Consider the following 20803-nt stretch of genomic DNA (forward strand, 5'->3'; position numbering starts at 1 on the left):
ATCTTCCATTCGCTGTCCGCCCCCCATCTTTACACCAATCGGTTCGGGTGAGGCGACAACTAGCCTGACATGGAGGGCGGCAAAGAAAAGTAGGTGCCGCCCCGCACAGGGGCGACGCGTGAAGGGCAAACACCGTAACGCGGATGCCAGCTCAAAGGCAAACACACCGAACGGCGCCGCCTGAAGCACGAAGACAAAACGTCGCTGCCAGCAAAAAAGCCAAAACACCGACAGGCAACGCCCGCGCCGCGAAGGCTCAAACGCCATCAGAAAACCTGATCGCTTCGATCCAAATTACGCGTTTTTCTTACACCGGCGAATCCTGCATAGTAGACACACCACGATACACGCGAGGTAACGACTGCCATGAACATGCGAACCGACCCCGCATTGCTCGCCGATCCCCAACTGAGTTTTGCGACCGTCGCATCGGGCATCTGCATTCCCTATGTCGAACGGGGCGCGGGCGAGCCCGTCGTGTTCGTGCACGGCTCGCTCTGCGACTACCGCTATTGGGACGCGCAGATCGCGCCTTTGTCCGCGCAGTTTCGCTGTATCGCGCCGAGCCTCAGTCACTATTGGCCTGCCGCCGAAGCGTGCATCCAGAACGAGTTCGGCTGGCAGGAACACGTCGGCGAGTTGGCTGAGTTCATCGTTGCGATGGATCTCGCACCCGTCCATCTGGTGGGGCATTCGCGCGGCGGCTGCATCGCATTCCAGCTTGCGCGTGACTATCCGCGTCTCGTCAAAACCTTGACGCTCGCCGACCCGGGCGGCCCGTTGCAACTGGACGGCATGCGCGAAGCGTCGTTGCCCTCGGCGATGAATGCATTGCGCGCCAAGGTAGCCGGCATGATCGAGGAGGGCGTCGTGGAGCCCGGCCTCGAACTGTTCGTCGATTCCGTCAGTGCGCCGGGCGCATGGAGAAAGAGCACCGACGCGTTCCGTATGATGGCGATCGACAACGCCAGCACGCTGCCCAAGCAGTTTCTCGATCCGCTGCCCGCCTATTCGCGCGATACGGCGTCCCAGGTGACATGCCGGACACTGCTGATCGACGGCCAGAAGAGTCCGCGCATGTTCCGCAATAACGTCGAAAGCCTGGAAGGCTGGATCTATCTCGCGGAACGAGGCACGATAGCGGGCGCTTCGCACGGTATGAACGTCGCGAATCCAGCCGCGTTCAACAGAATGCTGAGTTCGTTCATCGACTACTGACGCGCACTAAAACCCGCTCAACCGAGCCGCAGAACCATCTCGACTTCGCGATCCGTGTCGTCGTCGATCGCTGCTTCGCACGGCTCGTCTTCCACGGCTTCAAAGCCCGTCGACCGGTACAGCGCGATCGCGCTGACGTTCTCCACGCCTGTATTGAGCGCGATCTGGGTCAGGCCCATCGCGCGCGCCTGATCGACGGCAGTCGCGATCAGTCGCCGCGCGATGCCGCTCCTTCGATGCGTGTGCACGACGAACAGCCCCCACAGAAAGCCCTTTTGCTGCGCGGGACGCAGCGGATAACGCCGCAATCCCGTAACGGCCACGAGCGTCTCGCCGGCGAAAGCGCCGAATACCACCTGATTCGCCGTCGCGCAGATGCGCGCCTCGATTTCATCGATCGTTCGTTTTTCTTCTTCCTCACGTGTCGACAAAAAAGTCTCCGGGGCTTCGTCGATCGCGCACAGACGCAGCGACGCGTAGGCGGCGGCGTCGCTGGCGCATAAGGGGCGGATGATCGGGCTGGCTGATTCCATCGCGCGATTTTAAGGTACGGGCGGTGGTGATGGCTTCACTGGCTCGAATCGTTGATTGAAATACGTCGTCGTACAACATTCATCTAAGAATACGTTTCTCAGTCGCCGCGGGCAAACAAAGTGAATGCGGAATGGCCCTTTCAGCGCAGCACTGCTCAACCCCGCAAAGGATCGCCAGGGTAAACGCCGGATTGCCAAAAATGGTGCAGCGCTTCAATCTGTCATCAGACAACCTATGAGGCGGAGAATGTGTTCCCACATTCGTTGCACTCGCCGGTTGCGCAATCTTGCCGGCTGAACGCTGGTGCGCAAGGAGGAGACATTACATGGCCAACGTTGTGCAAGGCGTGACCGCTGAGCGGCGAACCCGCATCCGCTACGGGATTGTCGCGATGCTGTTCTTCGTCACGGCCGTCAACTATGCAGACCGTGCAACGCTTTCGATGGCGGGCACGTCGATGTCGAAAGACCTCGGTCTGGATGCGGTGGCCATGGGCTTCATCTTCTCCGCGTTTGGCTGGTCGTATGTGATCGGCCAGTTGCCGGGCGGCTGGCTGCTCGACCGCTTCGGCTCGAAGCGAGTCTACGCGGCCAGCATTTTCATCTGGTCGCTGTTCACGGTCATGCAGGGCACGGTGACCTTTCTGAGCGTCTCGCTCGCCGTCACCACGCTGTTCGCGCTGCGCTTTCTGGTGGGCCTCGCCGAAGCGCCGTCATTTCCTGCCAATGGCCGCATCGTCGCTTCGTGGTTTCCCGCTGCGGAGCGCGGCACGGCATCGGCCATTTTCAATTCCGCGCAGTACTTCGCGACGGTGCTGTTCGCGCCGATCATGGGCTGGGTCACGCACCGTTTTGGCTGGCCGTATGTGTTCTATTTCATGGGGGCAGTGGGCATCGTCGTGAGCCTCGTCTGGATGAAAACGGTCTACAGCCCGAAGGACCATCCTCGCATCAGCCGCGCAGAACTCGACTATATCCAGGAAGGCGGCGCGCTCATCGACATGGACCGGCCGAAGAAGAGCCGGGCCGCGAATCAGGCCGCAACGCTCGCCGGTGCTCCGACGCAAAGCGCGAACGAAGCGCCGAAAGGGTCGTACGTCAAGCAACTGCTCAGCAACCGGATGCTGCTTGGCGTGTACATCAGCCAGTATTGCATTACCACGCTCACGTATTTCTTCCTGACGTGGTTCCCCGTCTATCTCGTCAAAGAGCGTGGCATGTCTATTCTCAATGCGGGCTTTGTCGCCGCATTGCCGGCCGTGTGCGGATTCGTCGGCGGCGTGCTCGGCGGCATCTTCTCCGACTTCCTGATCCGCAAGGGCTGCTCGCTGACCGTCGCGCGCAAGGTGCCGATCGTCGTGGGCATGTTGCTGTCGACCAGCATGATCGCTTGCAACTACGTGGATTCTTCGGCCGTCGTCGTTGCGATCATGGCGTTTGCGTTCTTCGGCAAGGGCCTGGGAGCGCTCGGCTGGGCGGTCGTTGCGGATACATCGCCGAAGCAGATCGCGGGTCTGAGCGGCGGCATGTTCAACATGTTCGGCAACGTCGCCGCCATCACGACGCCGATCATCATCGGCTATATCGTCAAGGCGACGGGGTCGTTTAGCGGCGCGCTGGTGTTCGTCGCCTGCAATGCGCTGGTTGCGATCGTCAGCTACCTGGTGATCGTTGGAGAAATCAAGCGCGTTGAATTGAAGTGAGTCCACATGGCCCGCTCTGCCCGATTGCCGTATCGAGCGTAGCGGGCTTTTTTACGCCGCCGCATTTCACCACACCGCCTGACTCGTAATCGCGAACTGTTGCAACTGCGCATCGACAGGCAGCGGTCCATTGCGCATCATCTTCTCGATGCTATCCACATGCGGCAGCCCAAGTCCTTCGAGCCACGACGAAAGCCCGAACTCGACGGGCGTATCGATCCGCACGAACATACCCGCGTGGAGCGCGAGCCAGTGACTGATCAGCGCCTTCGCGCGACTGGAATCCGGCGAGTCGGGTGCAACGACGGGACCGATCACATGCCCGTCGCCAAAACGCCTGAACAGTGCAAAGCCGATCAGTTCGCCATCGCGATCGAGCGCGATGCCGCTCGCGATATCGAGCAGTGCCGGCAGCAGATCGCGCCGGTCCAGTCCGCTTGCGCGCGAAGCGAGTTCGACGAGCCGCGGCGCGTCGTTGACGCCGAGCGGGCGCAGCCGCTCACCCGGTGGCAGCGAAACGAGCGGCGGCTGAAACGCCGCGCCCTGATGCTGGTTGATCGTGCCGATGCGCTGAAAGCCCAGTTTCTCGCATAGCGACAGGCCAGCCGGGCTCGCATGAATCAGCAGCGTGCGCGGGCCGAGTTCGTTCATCAACAGTTCGATCAGCTTGCGTCCAACGCCGCTTCGCTGCCGCTCAGGCGCGACGATCATCATGCCGAGCGTCGCAGCCTCGCCTCCGAAGCGCCACGCAAGCGCGGTGCCGATCACGCCGCTCGCGTCTTCGGCGACGAAGCCCTGGCCGATACGCGCCGCGAAGCGCCAGTCGTCGGGACGATGCCGCCATCGGACGGCGCTGGATAGCGCATGCGCTGCCGCGATGTCGTCGGAGGTGAAAGGGCGATAGTCGATCACATCGTTCCTGTTTGGGTCGGACACGCCGGCCTCCTCGTTCTGAAGACACATACCGTGACTCTCTCACTGTATTGCGCGCCTGACTAGGACGATCCTTTTGCCGCGCGCGTCGCAAACGCGCGGCAGATGATGCAACGCAAAACGCGGGGTTCAGGCGACGATAACGCGTCAATTGTGCTGTGGGCGCTTTTTTGTCGGTGCAATATGCCGCGTCCGTGAGCCTACGATTTCCAGCATCGAAGGCAATCTAGGACTCACGCAAATGGACCGTTTCGATCCCGCAACGATCGACGTGCGCAGCGGACATTTCATCGGCGGATCATATGTCGATGAACATGGCCCGCGAATCGACGTCGCACGCCCATCCGATGGCGTGGTCTACGCATCGGTGCCCATCGCCGACGCCGCCATGATCGACCGCGCCGTGCAGAACGCGTGGACGGCATGGTGCACGAGCGGCTGGGCGCGCATCGCGCCGCGCGAACGTGCGCGCGTGCTGCGGCGTTTCGCCGACCTCGTCGCCGCGGATGCAGAAACGCTCGCGCCGCTCGAAGCGCTCGGCTCGACGCGGCCCATTCGCGACGCGTTCAACTGGGACGTGCCGTTCACCGCGGAAGGCATCCGCTTCTACGCGGAGTTCGCCGACAAGATCGGCGGCGACGTTGTCGCGACTGATCACGATCATCTCGGCATGACGATCGCCGAACCGTACGGCGTGATCGCCGCCATCGCGCCGTGGAATTTCCCGCTCGTGATGGCATCGTGGAAGATCGCGCCCGCGCTCGCAGCGGGCAACGCGGTCGTGCTGAAACCCTCGGAGATGACGCCCTTTTCCGTGCTGCGGCTAGCCGAGCTGGCCATCGAAGCGGGCGTGCCGCCCGGCATCTTCAACATCGTGCAGGGCGACGGACGCACGACAGGCGACGCACTCGTGCGTCATCCGCGCATCGCGAAGGTGACGTTCACCGGTTCCACGCGCACGGGCGCGGCGATCATGGCCGCCTGCGCCGAAACGGGCACGAAGCCCGTCACGCTCGAACTGGGCGGCAAGAGTCCGCAGATCGTATTCGCCGACGCACCGCGTATCGACGATGTCGCGCGCCGCATCGCAGGCGCGATCACAACCAACGCGGGACAGGTATGCGTCGCGGGCTCGCGGCTGCTGGTCGAACGGTCGATCGCAGACGCACTGGCCGAGCGCATCCAGCGCATCTTCAGCGAACTGAAGGCAGGCGCGACATGGACGCCAGGTACAACGCTGCCGCCGATCATTTCCGAGCCGCAAGCGGCGCGCATCGAAGCCATCGTGGAGCGCAGCATTGCGAGCGGCGCGGCCTTGCGTTGCGGCGGCCAACGCGCGGACGCAGCCACGCCGGGAGCCTTCTACACGCCGACGCTGCTCACCAACGTCACGCCGCAAACGGACGCCGTGCGCGACGAGATCTTCGGTCCCGTGCTGACCTTACAAACCTTCGACAGCGAAGACGAAGCGCTCGAACTCGCCGCCCATCCCGACTACGGCCTCGCGGCGGGCGTGCATACAGCGGATCTGGGTCGCGCGCTACGGATGATGCGCGGCATCGAAGCCGGCACGGTATGGGTGAACCGTTACGGCCGTACCAGCGATTTCATGATCCCGACGGGCGGCTACAAGCGCTCGGGCCTGGGCAAGGATCTCGGGCGGCAGGCGTACGAAGCGAATCTGCGTTTCAAGAGCGTGCTGATCGACGTTCGCGCCTGACGAATCAGGGCAACTACCTACGACGCGATAACGCCAGAAAAGCCGCCGCATAGTCTGCTGCCGACGCCCCTCAAAACGCGTGGTTTGTATCGTCGGAGGCATTCGAATCAGCGACCACCGAAGTTTTTGCACTGTTTAAATTTTCCACAGGGATGCGTTTCCTGTTTTCGCCACTGAACTCCGTATGGGTTCACAACACGATAGGACTGACACCATGATCGATTTCGAGCCGAAGTACATCACGTTCGACTGCTACGGCACGCTGACGAAATTCCGCATGGCCGACATGGCTCGCGAGATGTACGCCGACCGCCTGCACGGCGCGGAACTGGAGCAATTCGTCGCGTTCTTCGCGGGTTATCGCCGCGATGAAGTGCTCGGCGCATGGAAGCCGTATCGCGACGTGATCGTCAACTCGGTGCGCCGCGCCTGCAAGCGCATGAACATCGAGTTCAATGAAGCGGAAGCTGAAAAGTTCTACCTCGCCGTGCCGACGTGGGGCCCGCACCCGGACGTGCCGGAAGGTCTGTCGCGTCTGGCGAAGAAGTACAAGCTCGTGATCCTGTCGAATGCTTCGAACGATCAGATCCAGAGCAACGTCGACAAGCTCGGCGCGCCGTTCCATCGCGTCTTCACCGCGCAGCAGGCGCAATCGTACAAGCCGCGCATGCAGGGCTTCGAATACATGTTCGACCAGTTGAACTGCAATCCGCAAGACGTGCTGCATGTGTCGTCGAGCCTGCGCTACGACCTGATGACGGCGCACGACATGGGCATCAAGCACAAGGCATTCGTCAAGCGCGGCCACGAGCCCAGCACGCCGTACTACGAGTACTACGAAGTCGACACGATCGGCGACCTCGCGGCGCAGCTCGGCCTCTGATCCACGCATCCGCGCAAAGGCACCCGATGAAACTCGACTCCTACTGGCTCGACACCGCGCCCGCCGGCATTCAGGTGAGCGAGGGGCCTGTCGAAGGCCATGTCGACGTCGCCGTGATCGGCGGCGGCTTCACCGGGTTGTCCGCTGCGTTGGCGCTCGGCAAGCGCGGCGCGTCGGTGGCGGTGCTCGACGCTGGGCGCATCGGCGGCGGCGCATCGGGACGCAACGGCGGCCAGTGCAACACGGGCGTCGCGCAGGACTATGCGGCGCTGCGCGCGCAGCTGGGTGTCGAGCGCGCGCAGGGTTGTTATCGCGCGTATGCGGCCGCCGTCGATACCGTCGAGCGCCTGATTCGCGACGAGCAGATCGATTGCGACTATCTCGCGTCGGGCAAGCTGAAGCTCGCCGCGAAGCCGCACCATCTCGAGCATCTCGAACAGACGGCTGAATTGATCCAGCGTGAAGTCGATCCCCACGTCGAGATCATCACGCGTGACGGGATTCGCAGCGAAGTCGATTCGGACAGTTTTTTCGGCGGCCTGCTGCAAAAGCGTGGCGGTCAGATGCATATGGGCAAGTTCGCCGCCGGGTTGGCGAACGCGGCAACACGGAATGGCGCGCGGCTATTCGAGCACGCAGCCGTGACGTCGATCGCGAAAGATCGCGGCGCGTATCGCATCGATTCGTCGCGCGGCACATTGCGCGCGCAGCAGGTGTTGATCGCGACGGGGCCTTCGCGGAATGGGCCGTTCGGCTGGTATCGGCGCAGGCTCGCGCCCGTCGGCTCGTTCATCGTCGTGACGGAGCCGCTGCCCGCGGAGCACCTTGCGCGCCTGCTGCCGCAGCGCCGCTCGTACACGACCAGCCGCCTGATGCACAACTACTTCCGCGTCACGCCCGATTCACGTTTGCTGTTCGGCGGACGCGCGCGCTTCACCGCTTCCGAGCAGCCGTCCGACGCAAAGAGCGGCCGCATCCTGCAAGCCAATCTCGCGGCGACGTTCCCGAGCCTCTCCAACGCGCGCATCGACTATTGCTGGGGCGGACTCGTCGATATCACGGCGGACCGTCTGCCGCGCGCCGGGCAGCACGACGGCCTGTACTTTTCGATGGGCTACAGCGGCCACGGCACGCAGATGTCGACGCACATGGGCCAGGTGATGGCCGAGGTGATCGGCGGCAATGCGGCGGCGAACCCGTGGCGCGATTTCGACTGGCCCGCGATTCCGGGACATACGGGCAAGCCGTGGTTCCTGCCGCTCGTCGGCGCGTACTACCAGATCAAAGACGTTTTCTATTGACGTTGCTTTCTGACGTCACGCACACAGACAGCCCGAAGCTGCCGATTGATTTCCCACAAGCCATCTCACGCGGAGAGTTTCATGAGCATCGATAAATCGCCTGAAGCAGTCGCCCATGCCGGCATCCGGCTCGAAGAGTTGACGCGGCGCGGCGCATCGCGGCGCGAGGTCCTGCGCGCGATGGCGGCGGGCGGACTGATGTCGTTGACGGGCGCAGGCCTGCTCGCGTCCAGCGGCGCCGCATTCGCGCAGCAGCAGGCCAAGCCGAAGCAGGGCGGCAAGATTCGCGTGGCGACGCAGTCGTCGTCATCGGCCGATACGCTCGACCCCGCGAAGGGCGCGCTCGGCACCGACTACGTGCGCGCCAACATGTTCTACAACGGCCTGACGGAACTCGATCCGCACCTCGGCGCGAAGATGGCGCTCGCGGAGTCGCTGGAAACGAAGGACGCGACGGTGTGGGTCGTCAAGCTGCGCAGCGGCGTGCAGTTTCACGACGGCAAGTCGCTCACGCCGAACGACGTGGTCTATTCGCTGATGCGTCACAAGGACCCGGCCGTTGCCTCGAAAGCGAAGACGCTCGCCGACCAGATCAAGGAAGCGAAGGCGACGGGCCCGAATGAAGTGACGATCACGCTCGAAGGCGCCAACGCGGACCTGCCTGTGATTCTCGCAACATCGCACTTCCTGATCGTCAAGGACGGTACGACCGACTTCAAGACGGCCGTCGGTACGGGGCCGTTCAAGCTCAAGGAGTTTGCGCCGGGCGTGCGCACAGTCGGCGTGCGCAACGAGAAGTACTGGAAGCCCGGCATGCCGCATCTCGACGAAGTGGAGCTGATTGGCATCGGCGACGAATCGGCGCGTGTGAATGCGCTGCTTTCCGGCGATGTGCAACTGATCAATGCCGTCAGCCCGCGTTCGACGGCGCGTATCAAGGGCACGCCCGGCTTCTCGGTGCTCGAGACGAAGACAGGCCAGTACACGGACCTGATCATGCGCGACGAAGGCGGCATCACGGGCACCGCGGACTTCCGCCGTGGCCTGACGCACCTGATGGACCGCGAGCAGATTCGCCGCGCAGTGTTCCTCGGCTATGGATCGATCGGCAACGACCAGCCTATCGACCCGACCAACAAGTACTACCTGAAGGGCCTGCCGCAACGCCCGTTCGATCCGGAGAAAGCGAAGTTCTACTTCCAGAAGGCGAAGCTCGGCAACGCGCCCGTGCAGCTCTACGCATCGCCCGCCGCCGAAGGTTCCGTCGAAATGGCGATGCTGCTGCAACAGGTCGCGCCGCAAGCGGGCCTGAACCTGCAGGTAGTGCGCGTGCCGTCCGACGGCTACTGGTCGAACCATTGGATGAAGCACCCGCTCGGCTACGGCAACATCAACGCGCGCCCGAGCGCCGACGTGCTGTTCACGCAGTTCTTCAAGTCGGATGCGCCGTGGAACGAAGCAAACTGGAAGAACCCGAAGTTCGACCAGATGCTGGTCGCCGCGCGCGGCGAGCCGGACGACGCGAAGCGCAAGCAGATCTACGGCGACATGCAGCAACTCGTGCACGATGACGGCGGCATCGGCATTCCGATGTTCCAGAGTTCGCTCGACGCACACTCGTCGAAGCTCAAGGGTCTGGGCTCGATTCCGCTCGCGGGCCTGATGGGCTTCATGTTCGCGGAGAACGTCTGGCTCGAAGCGTGAGCATGCCTTGCAACTGCGCGCGCCGCCGAAAGGCGGCGCGCGGTTTCAACGAAGGAGGCGATATCCGATGAAAGCCCACGCGCAACGACTCATCGCCGCGCGCCTCGGTCTCGCGCTGCTCACGCTGCTGCTGGTGTCGGCGATCGTGTTCGCGATCACGGGCCTGCTGCCGGGCGATGCGGCGCAACAGGCGCTCGGCCAGGCGGCGACGCCCGAACAGGTCGCGGCCCTGCGCCATCAGTTCGGCCTCGATCAGCCCGCGCTGCAGCGTTACTTTCAATGGCTCATGCATGTCGTGAGCGGCAACTTCGGCACGTCGTTGTCGAACAATCTGCCCGTCAGCGAACTGATCTCGACGCGCCTGCCCAACTCGCTGGTGCTGGCGGGATTGACGACGCTGGTATCGGTGCCCGTCGCGCTTTTCATAGGCATTCTGTCGGCGATGTATCGCGGCTCGCTGCTCGACCGCGCGCTCAACGTGCTGACGCTGTCGACGGTGGCCGTGCCCGAGTTCCTGATCGCGACCATCGCCGTGCTGATTTTCGCGGTGAAGCTGCGCTGGCTGCCGGCGCTGTCGTATCTGTCCGAGGTGACGTCGTTCGGCGCGCTGCTGCGGATCTACGCGATGCCCGTGATGACACTGTGCTGCGTGATCGTCGCGCAGATGGCTCGCATGACGCGTGCCGCGGTGCTCGATCAGTTGAATGCTTCATATGTCGAGATGGCGTTACTCAAGGGCGCGTCGCCGATGCGCATCGTGTTGCGCCATGTGCTGCCCAACACGATCGGCCCGATCGCCAACGCCGTTGCGTTGAGCCTGTCGTATCTGTTCGGCGGCGTGGTGATCGTCGAGTCGATCTTCAACTATCCGGGTCTTGCGAGCCTGATGGTCGACGCCGTCACGAATCGCGACATGCCACTCGTGCAGGGCTGCGTGATGGTGTTCTGTGCGGCGTATCTCGCGCTCGTGCTGATCGCCGACCTGTGTCAAATCATCTCCAACCCGAGGCTGCGTCAACGATGAACCGACCCGCCACACCTCATGCAACGACCGTTCTTTACGCGGTGCCCGACGAAGACGGCAAGCTTTGCGCCGACGCCGTGCAGGAAACGCCCGTTGAAACGCAAATCGCCACGTGCGGCCCGCTGCGCCGCTTCGTGAAGCGCTCTTCGGTGCTCGGCCTGATCGGTCTTGCGATCGTCGTGTTCTGGCTCTGCGTCGCGTTCTTCGGGCCGCTCGTTGCGCCGTACAAGGGCGGCGCGGTGACGTCGACGGAAATCTTCGGCCTGTATAGCGCGGCGCATCCGCTCGGCACCGATTACCTGGGCCGCGACATGCTGAGCCGCGTGCTGTACGGCACGCAATACACGGTCGGGCTGGCGCTCGCATCGACGTTGCTCGCCAGTTGCATCGGCACGTTCTTCGGCCTCGTCGCGGCCGTGTCCGGGCGCTGGGTCGATGAAACCTTGAGCCGTCTGTTCGATGCGCTGATTTCGATTCCGAGCAAGGTGCTCGCGCTCGTCGTGATCGCCGCGTTCGGTTCGTCGGTGCCGATGCTGATCATGGTCGCCGCGCTCGCCTACATTCCCGGCGCGTTTCGCATCTCGCGCTCGCTCGCCGTCAATCTGATGACGCTCGAATACGTGCAGGTCGCGAAGGCACGTGGCGAAGGGCTGTTCTACATCGCGCGCGTCGAAGTGCTGCCGAACATGATTCATCCGATGCTCGCGGACTTCGGCTTGCGCTTCGTGTTCATCGTGCTGTTGCTGAGCGGCTTGAGCTTTCTCGGCCTCGGCGTGCAGCCGCCGAACGCCGACTGGGGTTCGCTGGTGCGCGAAAACATCGGCGGTCTCTCGGAAGGTGCGCCCGCCGTGCTGATGCCCGCCGTCGCGATTGCGACGCTGACGGTTGGCGTGAATCTGCTGATCGACAGCCTGCGCCGTCATGGCGCGCGTGCTCACGGAGGCGCTAAATGAACATGATCGAAGTGAAAGGCCTGCGCGTGGTCGCGGGCACGGCGCCCGACCCTGTCGTCGAAATCGTGAAGGGCGTCGACTTCACCGTGAAGAAAGGCGAAGTGCTCGCGCTGATCGGCGAGTCGGGCTCGGGCAAGACGACGATCGCGCTGTCGCTGCTCGGTCACGCGCGCGGCGGATGCTCGATTGCCGGCGGCTCGGTGAAGATCGGCGGCGTGGATGTGCTGTCGCTCGACGAGAAAGGCCGCCGCGCGTTGCGCTCGCGCACGGTGGCTTATGTCGCGCAGAGTGCGTCGGCAGGCTTCAATCCGGCGCGCACGATCATGGATCAGGTGACGGAACCCGCGCTGCTGCACAAGCTGATGACGCCCGCCGCCGCGCGCACGAAGGCCGTCGATCTGTTCCGCGCGCTCGCGCTGCCCGCGCCGGAGACGATCGGCGCGCGCTATCCGCACCAGGTGTCGGGCGGGCAGTTGCAGCGCTTGATGGCGGCCATGGCGTTGATTACCGATCCTGCCGTCGTCGTGTTCGACGAACCCACCACGGCGCTCGATGTCACCACGCAGATCGAAGTGCTCGCTGCGTTCAAGAAGGTGATTCGCGAACTGGGCACAACAGCCGTGTACGTATCGCACGATCTGGCCGTGGTCGCGCAGATGGCGGACCGCATCGTCGTGCTCAACGGCGGCACAGTGCGCGAGAACGGCACGACGGTGCAAGTGCTCGATGCGCCCGCGGATGAATACACTCGGCAACTGCTCGCGGCGACAATGCGTCCGGAGCCCGAGCTTGCCTCGAACATCGCGAACGATCCGCCGCCGCTGCTCGAAATCCGCAATCTGAGCGCGGGCTATGGACGTATCGATGCGAACGGCGTGCCCGCCGTGCGTGTCCTCGACGACGTGAGTTTGAAGATCGTACGCGGCAGCACGCTCGGCGTGATCGGCGAGTCGGGCTCGGGCAAGACGACGCTTGCGCGCGTGGTGGCGGGACTGGTGGATCGGGCGCGCGGCGATGTATTGCTCGACGGCAAGCCGCTGCCGGCAAAGCTTTCCGAACGCACGCTCGATCAATACCGGCGCGTGCAGATCGTGTTCCAGAACGCGGACACGGCGCTCAATCCGAGCCGCACGATCGCCGACATTCTCGCGCGGCCGATGAACTTCTATCACGGCTTGCGCGGTGCTGCCGCGCAGAAGCGCATGCTCGAACTGCTCGATCTGGTGAAGCTGCCGGCATCGGTGGCGAAGCGTCAGCCGGGCGGCCTGTCGGGCGGACAGAAACAGCGCGTGAATCTGGCGCGCGCGCTGGCCGCGAACCCGGCACTGATTCTCTGCGACGAAGTGACGTCCGCGCTCGATACCGTGGTCGGCGCGGCGATCCTCGATCTGCTCGGCGAATTGCGGCGCGAACTGGGCGTGTCGTACATGTTCATCAGCCACGACATTTCGACGGTGCGCGCGATCTGCGACGAAGTGATCGTGCTGTATGCCGGGCAATGCGTCGAAGCGGGCCAGCGCGATGCGTTGTCGGCGCCGCCGTATCACCCGTACACGGGCTTGTTGATCGATTCTGTGCCTGCGTTGCGGCCAGGCTGGCTCGACTCGCGGCGCGCGCTCACAGCGGGCGCATTGCCCGCAATGGGGCCCGCCGGTGATTCGCACGAGCTGTGCAGTTTCCGCGCACGGTGTACGGCGCGCATCGACGGCAAGTGCAATGTCACGCCACCTTCGATGAAGAAGCTGCCATCGGGCGCGGAGATTCGCTGCCATCACACGGCTGCTGACCTGACCCGCATGCAGACGGCCGATACGGTGGCGGCATGAATGCGCGCTTCGTGAGAGTGGCGGAGACGGGGCGCAAGACCTTCGACATCACCGTCGACGGCATCGTCACCCAAGCGGCCGAGGGCGACACGCTGATGGTCGCGTTGCTGACCGCGCACGACACGCTGCGCGATTCGGAATTCGGCGACGGCCGCCGCGCGGGCTTCTGCCTGATGGGCGCGTGCCAGGACTGCTGGGTCTGGACCGCGCAAGGCGAGCGCGTGCGCGCCTGCACGACGCCCGCTGCGCCGGGCATGTCGATTGTGACGCGCATCGCGCTTGCCGGGGAGGGCGTATGGCCGCGCATCGGGACGTGAAGCAACCGAAGGTGATCGTGATCGGCGCGGGGCCGGCGGGCGTGCGCGCCGCGCAGGCGCTCGTCGAAGCGGGGCTGCGTCCTTTGGTTATCGATGAAGGGCGTCGTGACGGCGGGCAGATTTATCGGCGTCAGCCGGAAGGTTTCTCGCGTGCTTATGAAACGCTGTATGGGACGGAGGCGGCGCGGGCCGCGTCGCTGCATCGCGACTTCGATGCGTTGCGTGCGCAGATCGACTATCTGCCCGACACGCTCGTGTGGAATATCGGGGCGAAGGCGGTGCATGTCGTCAGCGGTACGCGCCATGACGAACTCGCATTCGATTCGCTGATCATTTGCAGCGGCGCGACCGACCGGCTGATGCCCGTGCCGGGCTGGCATCATGCGGGCACGTTCAGCCTTGGCGGCGCGCAGGTCGCGTTGAAATCGCAGGGCTGCGCGGTGGGCGCGCGGACCGTGGTGATGGGCACGGGGCCGCTGCTTTATCTGGTGGCCGGGCAATACGTGAAGGCGGGTGCGACAGTGAGCGCCGTGCTCGATACATCGACGTTAGCGCAGCGCGTGCGCGCGTTGCCCCAACTGCTCGCGATACCTGCGACGCTGCGAAAGGGCATGGCGCTGATGAGCGTGCTGCGTAAGGCGCGCGTGCCTGTTCATCGCGGCGTGACGCCCGTTGCAATCGACGGTTCACCCGAGCATGGCGTGACGGGCGTGCGCGTGAAACTTGCCAACGGCGCGACGCTCGATGTGCAATGCGACGCCGTCGCGCTCGGCTATCACTTGCGCGCCGAAACCCAGCTTGCCGATCTCGCCGGCTGCGAATTCCGTTTCGATCACGCGACGCAAACGTGGCTTCCACATATCGACGCGGATGGCCGCAGCAGCGTCGCGGGGGTCTATCTGGCGGGCGATGGTGCGCGCGTGCGCGGCGCCGATGCAGCGGAACGCGCGGGGCGGCTTGCTGCGCTGGCGGCGTTGCGTGACGCGGGCATCGAGCGCGAAGGCACTGAAGGATTGCGCGCCGAACTCGCGCGCTATACGCGTTTCGCGGCGGGCTTGCGGGCGGCGTTTCCGTGGCCTGCGCGCTTCGCGGCCGTGCTGCCCGACGAGACCATCGTGTGTCGCTGCGAAGCGATCACGGCGGGCGAATTGCGGCGCGTAGTACGCGAGATGGGTGCCAAAGAAGCGAACCGTGCGAAGGCGTTTTCGCGCGTCGGCATGGGCCGTTGCCAGGGGCGTTTCTGCGCGCATGCCGGCGCGGAAGTGATTGCAGCCGAGGCGCGCGTGCCGCTCGAAGCCGTCGGACGTTTGCGCGGGCAGGCGCCCGTCAAGCCGCTGCCGATGGCGCTGGTATCGACGTGTGCGGTCTCGCGTGATGCAGAAGAAGCCGACACATGCGCACAGGAGTTCAACGAATGAGTGATCGTGCCGATGTGATCGTGATCGGTGGCGGGATCGTCGGGACGTCGACGGCGTTTTTTCTGCGGCGCAGACAGCGTTCGGTGATTCTCCTTGAACGCGGATTAACGGGGCAACAGGCGAGCGGCGTCAACTTCGGCGGCGTGCGACGTCAGGGGCGCGCGCTGACCCAACTCGGGATGTCCAATCGCGCGCTCGATACGTGGCGGCGTTCGAAAGAGCTGCTTGGCGAAGACGTCGAGTTTCTGCCGTCCGGGCATACGCGAGTCTGCTATCACGCGCACGACGCTGAGTACTTTCATCGCTATGCGGCCGAGGCGCGCCCGTACGGACTCGATCTCGAAGTGCTGGACGGCTCGGCGATGTTTCGGCGCTTTCCGTTTTTGGGCCGCGAAGTATTGGCGGCGTCCATATCGCCGCTCGATGGGCATGCGAATCCGCGTCTTGCGGCGCCCGCGTTCGGGCGTGCGGCGGCGCGTCTTGGCGCGCGGATCGTGGAGAACACGGAGATTGTGCGTGTCGAGAAAGAGGCGGGCGGCTTTCGCGTCGAGAGCGCGGCGGGCGATGTGTATCGAGCGGAACAGGTGTTGATCGGCGCGGGCGCTTGGGCGAATGCGCTGTCGATGCAATTCGGCGAGCCGGTGCCGCTCGTCGCGCGCGGGCCGCAAATGGCTGTTACGGAGCCGGTTCCGTATGTGTTCGGGGCGTCGATGGGTGTTTATACGTCGATCAAGGAAGAGAGCGTCTATTTCCGCCAGATTCCGCGCGGCAATATCGTGTTGGGTGGCGGCCCTGCCGGTCCCGCCGATGCTGTGACGTGCCGCGCTTCGGTGTTGCCGGAGCACACGGTGCAGCAGATGGCGCAGTTTCGTCGGCTCGTGCCTGCGCTCGCGGCGTTGCATGTGATACGGGTGTGGAGTGGCGTCGAAAGCTATTTGCCGGATTCTGAGCCGGTGATTGGGGCGAGTTCTACGACCAATGGTCTTTTCTATGCGTTTGGTTTTTGTGGATCGGGGTTTCAGATTGGGCCGGGGGTAGGTGAGACGCTTGCCGAACTGATCGGTACGGGCAGCACGCCGATTGCGTTGGATGCGTTTTCGATTGGGCGGTTTGGGAATGGTATGTCTTTGCAGGCTGCACCTGCTTCTGCTTCGTTTGAGGCTTCTTCATGAGTGCCGGTCAATCGTCTTCTTTTATGCTGCGGGATGCGCTTGCTTATATTGATGCGAATTTCGATAAGACTGTGAGTCTTGCTGAATTGGCTGAACTGTCAGCGCTTAGTGTTTCGCGGTTTGCTACTGTGTTCAGGCAGCAGGTTGGGCTTTCGCCTTATAGGTATTTGTGTGGAGTCCGCGTGCGGCGCGCGCAAACGTTGTTGCTGGCAGGGGTGCCAGGGGCTGTTGTGGCTACTGAAGTTGGGTTCTTTGATCAGAGCCATCTGGCCAGGCATTTCAAACGGTTTTGTGGCGTGACGCCGAGTCGGTTTTTGTCGAATGCGAAGGGAATGGGGTAGGGGTTTTTTGTTGTCTGCGACGCTGGGTGGGTTGATTGTGTTTGCGCTGGCTTTCGCGTTGGGGTGGTTTTCTTTGGGTTTGCGCTGGCATCCGCGTTTTGCCTTCGTACTTCAAGCGTCGCCCCTGTGCGGGGCGGCACCTACTTTTCTTTGCCGCCGCAAAGAAAAGTAGGCAAAAGAAAGCGGCTAACGCCGCCAACACTTCTTCCTGCCTGAGGGCCCCCAAATGGTCCTACGCTTCACACGGCAACATCCTTATCTGCGTGCGTTGCCAACGCGCTGAATGAGCGCCTCACCCACTTCAAACACTCACGCAAGGGCTGGCGGCAGCGAATGGTTTGTGCCGCCCAGGTGGCAAACTGTGTGTAGGTTGTCGCGGCGTACACGTTAGCGCTCTTACAAGGTGGAACGCGTGCGCTATCGGGTCCGAAGTGGGGCGTGTGAGGTACTACGGCCTACACACAGTTTGCCACCTGGGCGGCGGTGGAATATCTGGCATGGCGTGCGTCGACGCGGATGCGTGAAGCGGGTGAGGCTTCAATTCGAAGCGTTGGCAACGAACATGAGTCACGTGGTTGCCGTGTGAAGTGTGGGACCGGTTGGGGGCCCTCAGGCAGGAACTAGAGTTGGCGGTGTTAGCCGCTTTCTTTTGCCTACTTTTCTTTGCGGCGGCAAAGAAAAGTAGGTGCCGCCCCGCACAGGGGCGACGCTTGAAGCACGAAGGCATAACGCGGATGCCAGCGCAAACCCAAAGCAAACCACCCCAACGCGAAAGCCCGCGCAAACACTAGCAAAACCACCCAGCGTCGCAGACAAAAAATCTACCCAAACTTCAACCCAGTCTGCTTCATAGCATCCCTCAACCCCAGCCCAGGATACTTCTTCTCAATGATCCGCATATCATTGCGAGTCTCCTCGATGAGCCAGTCGCGGACATCGTCCACAATAGGCCGTAAGGGCTTATTAGCAGGCCGCACCAAACAGCACCGCCGGTTCGTAACAATAACTTCCTGCTCAGCGGGCAAAAGCGCCCCTTGCGCAAGCCAATGCGAAACCACATTCAACCACCCCAGCGCGATCCCCTGCCCAAGCAGCGCAGCCTGCACCACAATCGCATAATCATTAAAGCTCAGCATCCCGGCAACATGCCGCCCATGCCCGACGAACGCGCCGAATCGCTCATGCCAGCCGCGCTCCTCGTCATCCATGACGATAACCGTGTCCCCATGCGCACGCCCCGCATCGCTTAGAGCAGTCTCCCGATACCGCTCATTACAAACAGGTAAAAGCGTTTCAGGCATAACAAGCACCGCATGCTCATCAATCTCACCATCGTGCAAAAACCGCATCCCGAGATCGACATCATGAAGCGGTCCACCAATCCGCCCCGATATCAGCTGAAAGCGCAAATCGATATTAGGGAAAGCCTGATTCAGCCGGCTCATGCGCGGCATCAGCCAATGCGTGGTGAAACCGGTGGAAACCGATAACGTCACCGACTCGACCCCCGTCGCGCGGGCCTCGATTTCCCTGATTGCATTTTCAACGCCATTGAAACCTTCAGAGATCGCGCGATACAAAATCCTGCCGCTTTCAGTGAGCTCGATACCGCCGCGCACCCGCTCGAACAGGCGCACGCCAATATGGTCCTCCATGCGCGCAAGCATGCGGCTCACGGCAGGCTGGCTCACATAGAGCTCCTGCGCGGCGCGCGTGAAGTTGCCGCAGCGGGCGGCCGCTTCGAACACGAACAGCGCATTCGCGCTCGGCAGTTTCTTGCGAAGATTGGGCATGACCTGATGTTATGCCCGATCCAACAATTTGGGAATTGCTGTCAAAAAGAACCGGACTTATATTTTTCTCAACGCACCCATTTCCAACGAGACACACGCCATGGACGCACGAGCGAAAACGGGAGTATCCATCAGGTCGGCAGCGAAGCGTTATGGTCCGGTGGTCGCGCTGGACGACGTATCGCTCGATATCGCACCGGGTGAATTCGTGTCGCTGCTCGGGCCGTCCGGGTCGGGCAAGACGACCTTGCTCGGCATCCTCGGCGGCTTCGTGCAGCCGAGTTCGGGCACGGTCTGGGTCGGCGAGCGCGACATTACATTTGCGCCACCGCACAAGCGCAACATCGGTATCGTGTTCCAGAACTACGCGCTGTTTCCTCATATGACAGTCGGCGAGAACGTCGCCTTTCCGCTTCGCGCGCGCCGCGAGCCCAAATCGGGCTGGGCGAAGAAAGTCGCCGACGCGCTCGCGATGGTCGAACTGAACGGCTACGAATCGCGCAACATCAACCAGCTATCGGGCGGCCAGCGTCAGCGCGTGGCGCTCGCGCGCGCCATGGTGTTCGAGCCGCAACTGATCCTGATGGACGAGCCGCTCTCCGCGCTCGACAAGCAACTGCGCGAAACCATGCAGATCGAATTGCGCCGGCTGCATCGCAAGCTCGGCGCAACCATCGTCAACGTCACGCATGACCAGCGCGAAGCGCTGACGATGAGTGACCGCGTCGCCGTGCTGAAGGACGGCAAGCTCGTGCAGATCGATACGCCGGAGCGTCTCTATGACCGTCCGTGCGATGCGTTCGTCGCGAGCTTCATTGGCGAAGCGACGCTGCTCAACGTGAGCCGCGCCGGCGACGACGCCGTGCGTCTCGGCGATGCCGTCTTGCGCACTGCGCATCCATTGCCGCGCGGCGACAAGCTGTTGCTCGCGGTGCAGACGGAAAAGCTCGTGATCGACGTCGCGGATGCGCCGGGCGCCGCGCACGCCAACCGTCTGTCGTGCCGCGTCACCGAAGTGCTGTATCAGGGCGAGAGCCTGCGCGTGTTCGCCGCGCTCGCCGACGGCACGGCCATCAGCCTTCGACAACCCGGCAGCCACGAAGCGCGCCGGCGCATTCCATCGCCGGGCGCGCAGATGACTGTCACGCTCGATCCTCAGGACACGATCGTCGTGCCCGCCTGATTTCACTCACCGCCTGTGCACGGGCATGCCTTCTTACGCGATTCACGCAAACTGCAAAGGGATGATGCAATGAAGCTCACCGATTTCAAGGTTCTGACGTTCGATGTCGTCGGCACGCTGATCAACTTCGAAAAGGGCGTGCTCGCGTCCATGCGGCGTCTGGGCGGCGCGAAAGCGAAAGACCTGACCGACGAAGCGATCTTCGAGCCGTACATGCGCGGCCGCGCAACCTATCCGGGCCGCTCGAGCCATGAGATGGCCAACGTCTATCTGTACGTCGCGAAAGAACTCGGCTTGCCCGACGACGCACAATCGGCCGCTGCATTCCAGCGCGACGTGCTCGACTGGCCCGCATTCGAAGATTCCGTCGCGGCGCTGAAGCGCCTGCGCAAGCACTATCGCCTCGTCGCGATGACGAACGCGGACCGCGTCGCGCTGTCGGCGTATGCGCACACGCTCGGCGACCCGTTCGACGACACCGTCTGCTGCGACGAAACAGGCGTCGCGAAACCCGATCCGCAGTTCTTCGCGTACAACCGCGGACGTCAGGCGGCATTCGGCTACAAGTTCGGCGAAATCCTGCATACCGCGCAAAGCCAGTATCACGACATCGGCATCGCGACGAAGCTCGGCTACGCGACCTGCTGGATCGAGCGTCGCCAGGGCTTGAAGGGCTTCGGCGCGACGCCCGTTCCCGAAGCCGTCACCGAGCCGACGTTCAAGTTCGCGACGCTCGCGGCACTCGCGGACGCCGTCGAAGCCGAAGCGCGCGCCGCCTGAT

Annotated in this window: 18 protein-coding genes; 15 read left to right on the forward strand and 3 right to left on the reverse strand. The window is 63.2% G+C overall.

Annotated elements, in window-relative coordinates:
* Window positions 1-366: 366 nt before the first annotated feature.
* Window positions 367-1218: an alpha/beta fold hydrolase gene (locus SB822_RS11540; protein ID WP_410854710.1), complete on the forward strand. Its 852-nt coding sequence runs from the start codon at window positions 367-369 to the stop codon at window positions 1216-1218.
* A 17-nt stretch (window positions 1219-1235) separates the two neighbouring features.
* On the opposite strand, the gene SB822_RS11545 is transcribed toward SB822_RS11540, so the two are convergent.
* The gene (locus SB822_RS11545) at window positions 1236-1751 is read right to left on the reverse strand and encodes a GNAT family N-acetyltransferase (RefSeq protein WP_007586934.1); all 516 of its coding nucleotides are present in this window, start codon (window positions 1749-1751) and stop codon (window positions 1236-1238) included.
* A gap of 326 nt (window positions 1752-2077) precedes the next feature.
* On the opposite strand from SB822_RS11545, the gene SB822_RS11550 reads away from it, so the two are divergent.
* On the forward strand, window positions 2078-3454 hold the full coding sequence (locus SB822_RS11550; protein WP_007745847.1) for an MFS transporter: 1377 nt from the start codon (window positions 2078-2080) through the stop codon (window positions 3452-3454).
* Between the two features lie 66 nt (window positions 3455-3520).
* On the opposite strand, the gene SB822_RS11555 is transcribed toward SB822_RS11550, so the two are convergent.
* On the reverse strand, window positions 3521-4417 hold the full coding sequence (locus tag SB822_RS11555) for a GNAT family N-acetyltransferase (RefSeq protein WP_410854711.1): 897 nt from the start codon (window positions 4415-4417) through the stop codon (window positions 3521-3523).
* A 211-nt stretch (window positions 4418-4628) separates the two neighbouring features.
* On the opposite strand from SB822_RS11555, the gene SB822_RS11560 reads away from it, so the two are divergent.
* The 11 genes from SB822_RS11560 (at window position 4629) to SB822_RS11610 (ending at window position 17046) form a co-directional block, all read left to right on the forward strand.
* Entirely contained in the window at window positions 4629-6107 is a 1479-nt protein-coding gene (locus SB822_RS11560) for an aldehyde dehydrogenase family protein (RefSeq protein WP_410854712.1), read from the forward strand.
* Between the two features lie 214 nt (window positions 6108-6321).
* On the forward strand, window positions 6322-6990 hold the full coding sequence (locus SB822_RS11565) for a haloacid dehalogenase type II (RefSeq protein ID WP_007586929.1): 669 nt from the start codon (window positions 6322-6324) through the stop codon (window positions 6988-6990).
* Between the two features lie 26 nt (window positions 6991-7016).
* A complete protein-coding gene (locus tag SB822_RS11570) occupies window positions 7017-8291 on the forward strand; it encodes an NAD(P)/FAD-dependent oxidoreductase (protein ID WP_410854713.1) in 1275 nt (424 codons plus the stop codon).
* Window positions 8292-8372: 81 nt separating this feature from the next.
* Entirely contained in the window at window positions 8373-9995 is a 1623-nt protein-coding gene (locus SB822_RS11575; RefSeq protein ID WP_007586923.1) for an ABC transporter substrate-binding protein, read from the forward strand.
* 67 nt (window positions 9996-10062) lie between these two features.
* Window positions 10063-11019 carry an ABC transporter permease gene (locus SB822_RS11580; protein WP_007586921.1) on the forward strand — a complete coding sequence of 319 codons (957 nt, stop codon included), beginning with the start codon at window positions 10063-10065 and terminating at the stop codon, window positions 11017-11019.
* A complete protein-coding gene (locus SB822_RS11585; protein WP_079492351.1) occupies window positions 11016-11972 on the forward strand; it encodes an ABC transporter permease in 957 nt (318 codons plus the stop codon). Before SB822_RS11580 ends, SB822_RS11585 begins: the two co-directional genes overlap by 4 nt.
* The gene (locus SB822_RS11590; protein WP_410854714.1) at window positions 11969-13798 is read left to right on the forward strand and encodes an ABC transporter ATP-binding protein; all 1830 of its coding nucleotides are present in this window, start codon (window positions 11969-11971) and stop codon (window positions 13796-13798) included. Before SB822_RS11585 ends, SB822_RS11590 begins: the two co-directional genes overlap by 4 nt.
* Entirely contained in the window at window positions 13795-14115 is a 321-nt protein-coding gene (locus SB822_RS11595; protein ID WP_007586915.1) for a (2Fe-2S)-binding protein, read from the forward strand. The genes SB822_RS11590 and SB822_RS11595 overlap by 4 nt, the downstream gene beginning before the upstream one ends.
* A complete protein-coding gene (locus tag SB822_RS11600) occupies window positions 14094-15533 on the forward strand; it encodes an FAD-dependent oxidoreductase (RefSeq protein WP_410854715.1) in 1440 nt (479 codons plus the stop codon). Before SB822_RS11595 ends, SB822_RS11600 begins: the two co-directional genes overlap by 22 nt.
* Window positions 15530-16705, forward strand: coding sequence for an NAD(P)/FAD-dependent oxidoreductase (locus SB822_RS11605; protein ID WP_410854716.1), 1176 nt, complete (start codon window positions 15530-15532; stop codon window positions 16703-16705). The genes SB822_RS11600 and SB822_RS11605 overlap by 4 nt, the downstream gene beginning before the upstream one ends.
* Before the next feature lie 23 nt (window positions 16706-16728).
* Window positions 16729-17046: a helix-turn-helix domain-containing protein gene (locus SB822_RS11610; protein WP_238554742.1), complete on the forward strand. Its 318-nt coding sequence runs from the start codon at window positions 16729-16731 to the stop codon at window positions 17044-17046.
* Between the two features lie 821 nt (window positions 17047-17867).
* On the opposite strand, the gene SB822_RS11615 is transcribed toward SB822_RS11610, so the two are convergent.
* Window positions 17868-18839 (reverse strand): LysR family transcriptional regulator, encoded by a 972-nt coding sequence (locus SB822_RS11615; RefSeq protein WP_007583266.1) that lies wholly within the window; start codon window positions 18837-18839, stop codon window positions 17868-17870.
* Window positions 18840-18939: 100 nt separating this feature from the next.
* Between SB822_RS11615 and SB822_RS11620 the strand changes: the two genes are divergently transcribed.
* Window positions 18940-20022 carry an ABC transporter ATP-binding protein gene (locus tag SB822_RS11620; protein WP_007583263.1) on the forward strand — a complete coding sequence of 361 codons (1083 nt, stop codon included), beginning with the start codon at window positions 18940-18942 and terminating at the stop codon, window positions 20020-20022.
* Window positions 20023-20091: 69 nt separating this feature from the next.
* Window positions 20092-20802, forward strand: coding sequence for an HAD-IA family hydrolase (locus SB822_RS11625; protein ID WP_007583261.1), 711 nt, complete (start codon window positions 20092-20094; stop codon window positions 20800-20802).
* Window position 20803 lies beyond the last annotated feature (1 nt).

The organism is Paraburkholderia sp. SIMBA_054, from assembly GCF_046534875.1.
Classification (GTDB): domain Bacteria; phylum Pseudomonadota; class Gammaproteobacteria; order Burkholderiales; family Burkholderiaceae; genus Paraburkholderia; species Paraburkholderia hospita.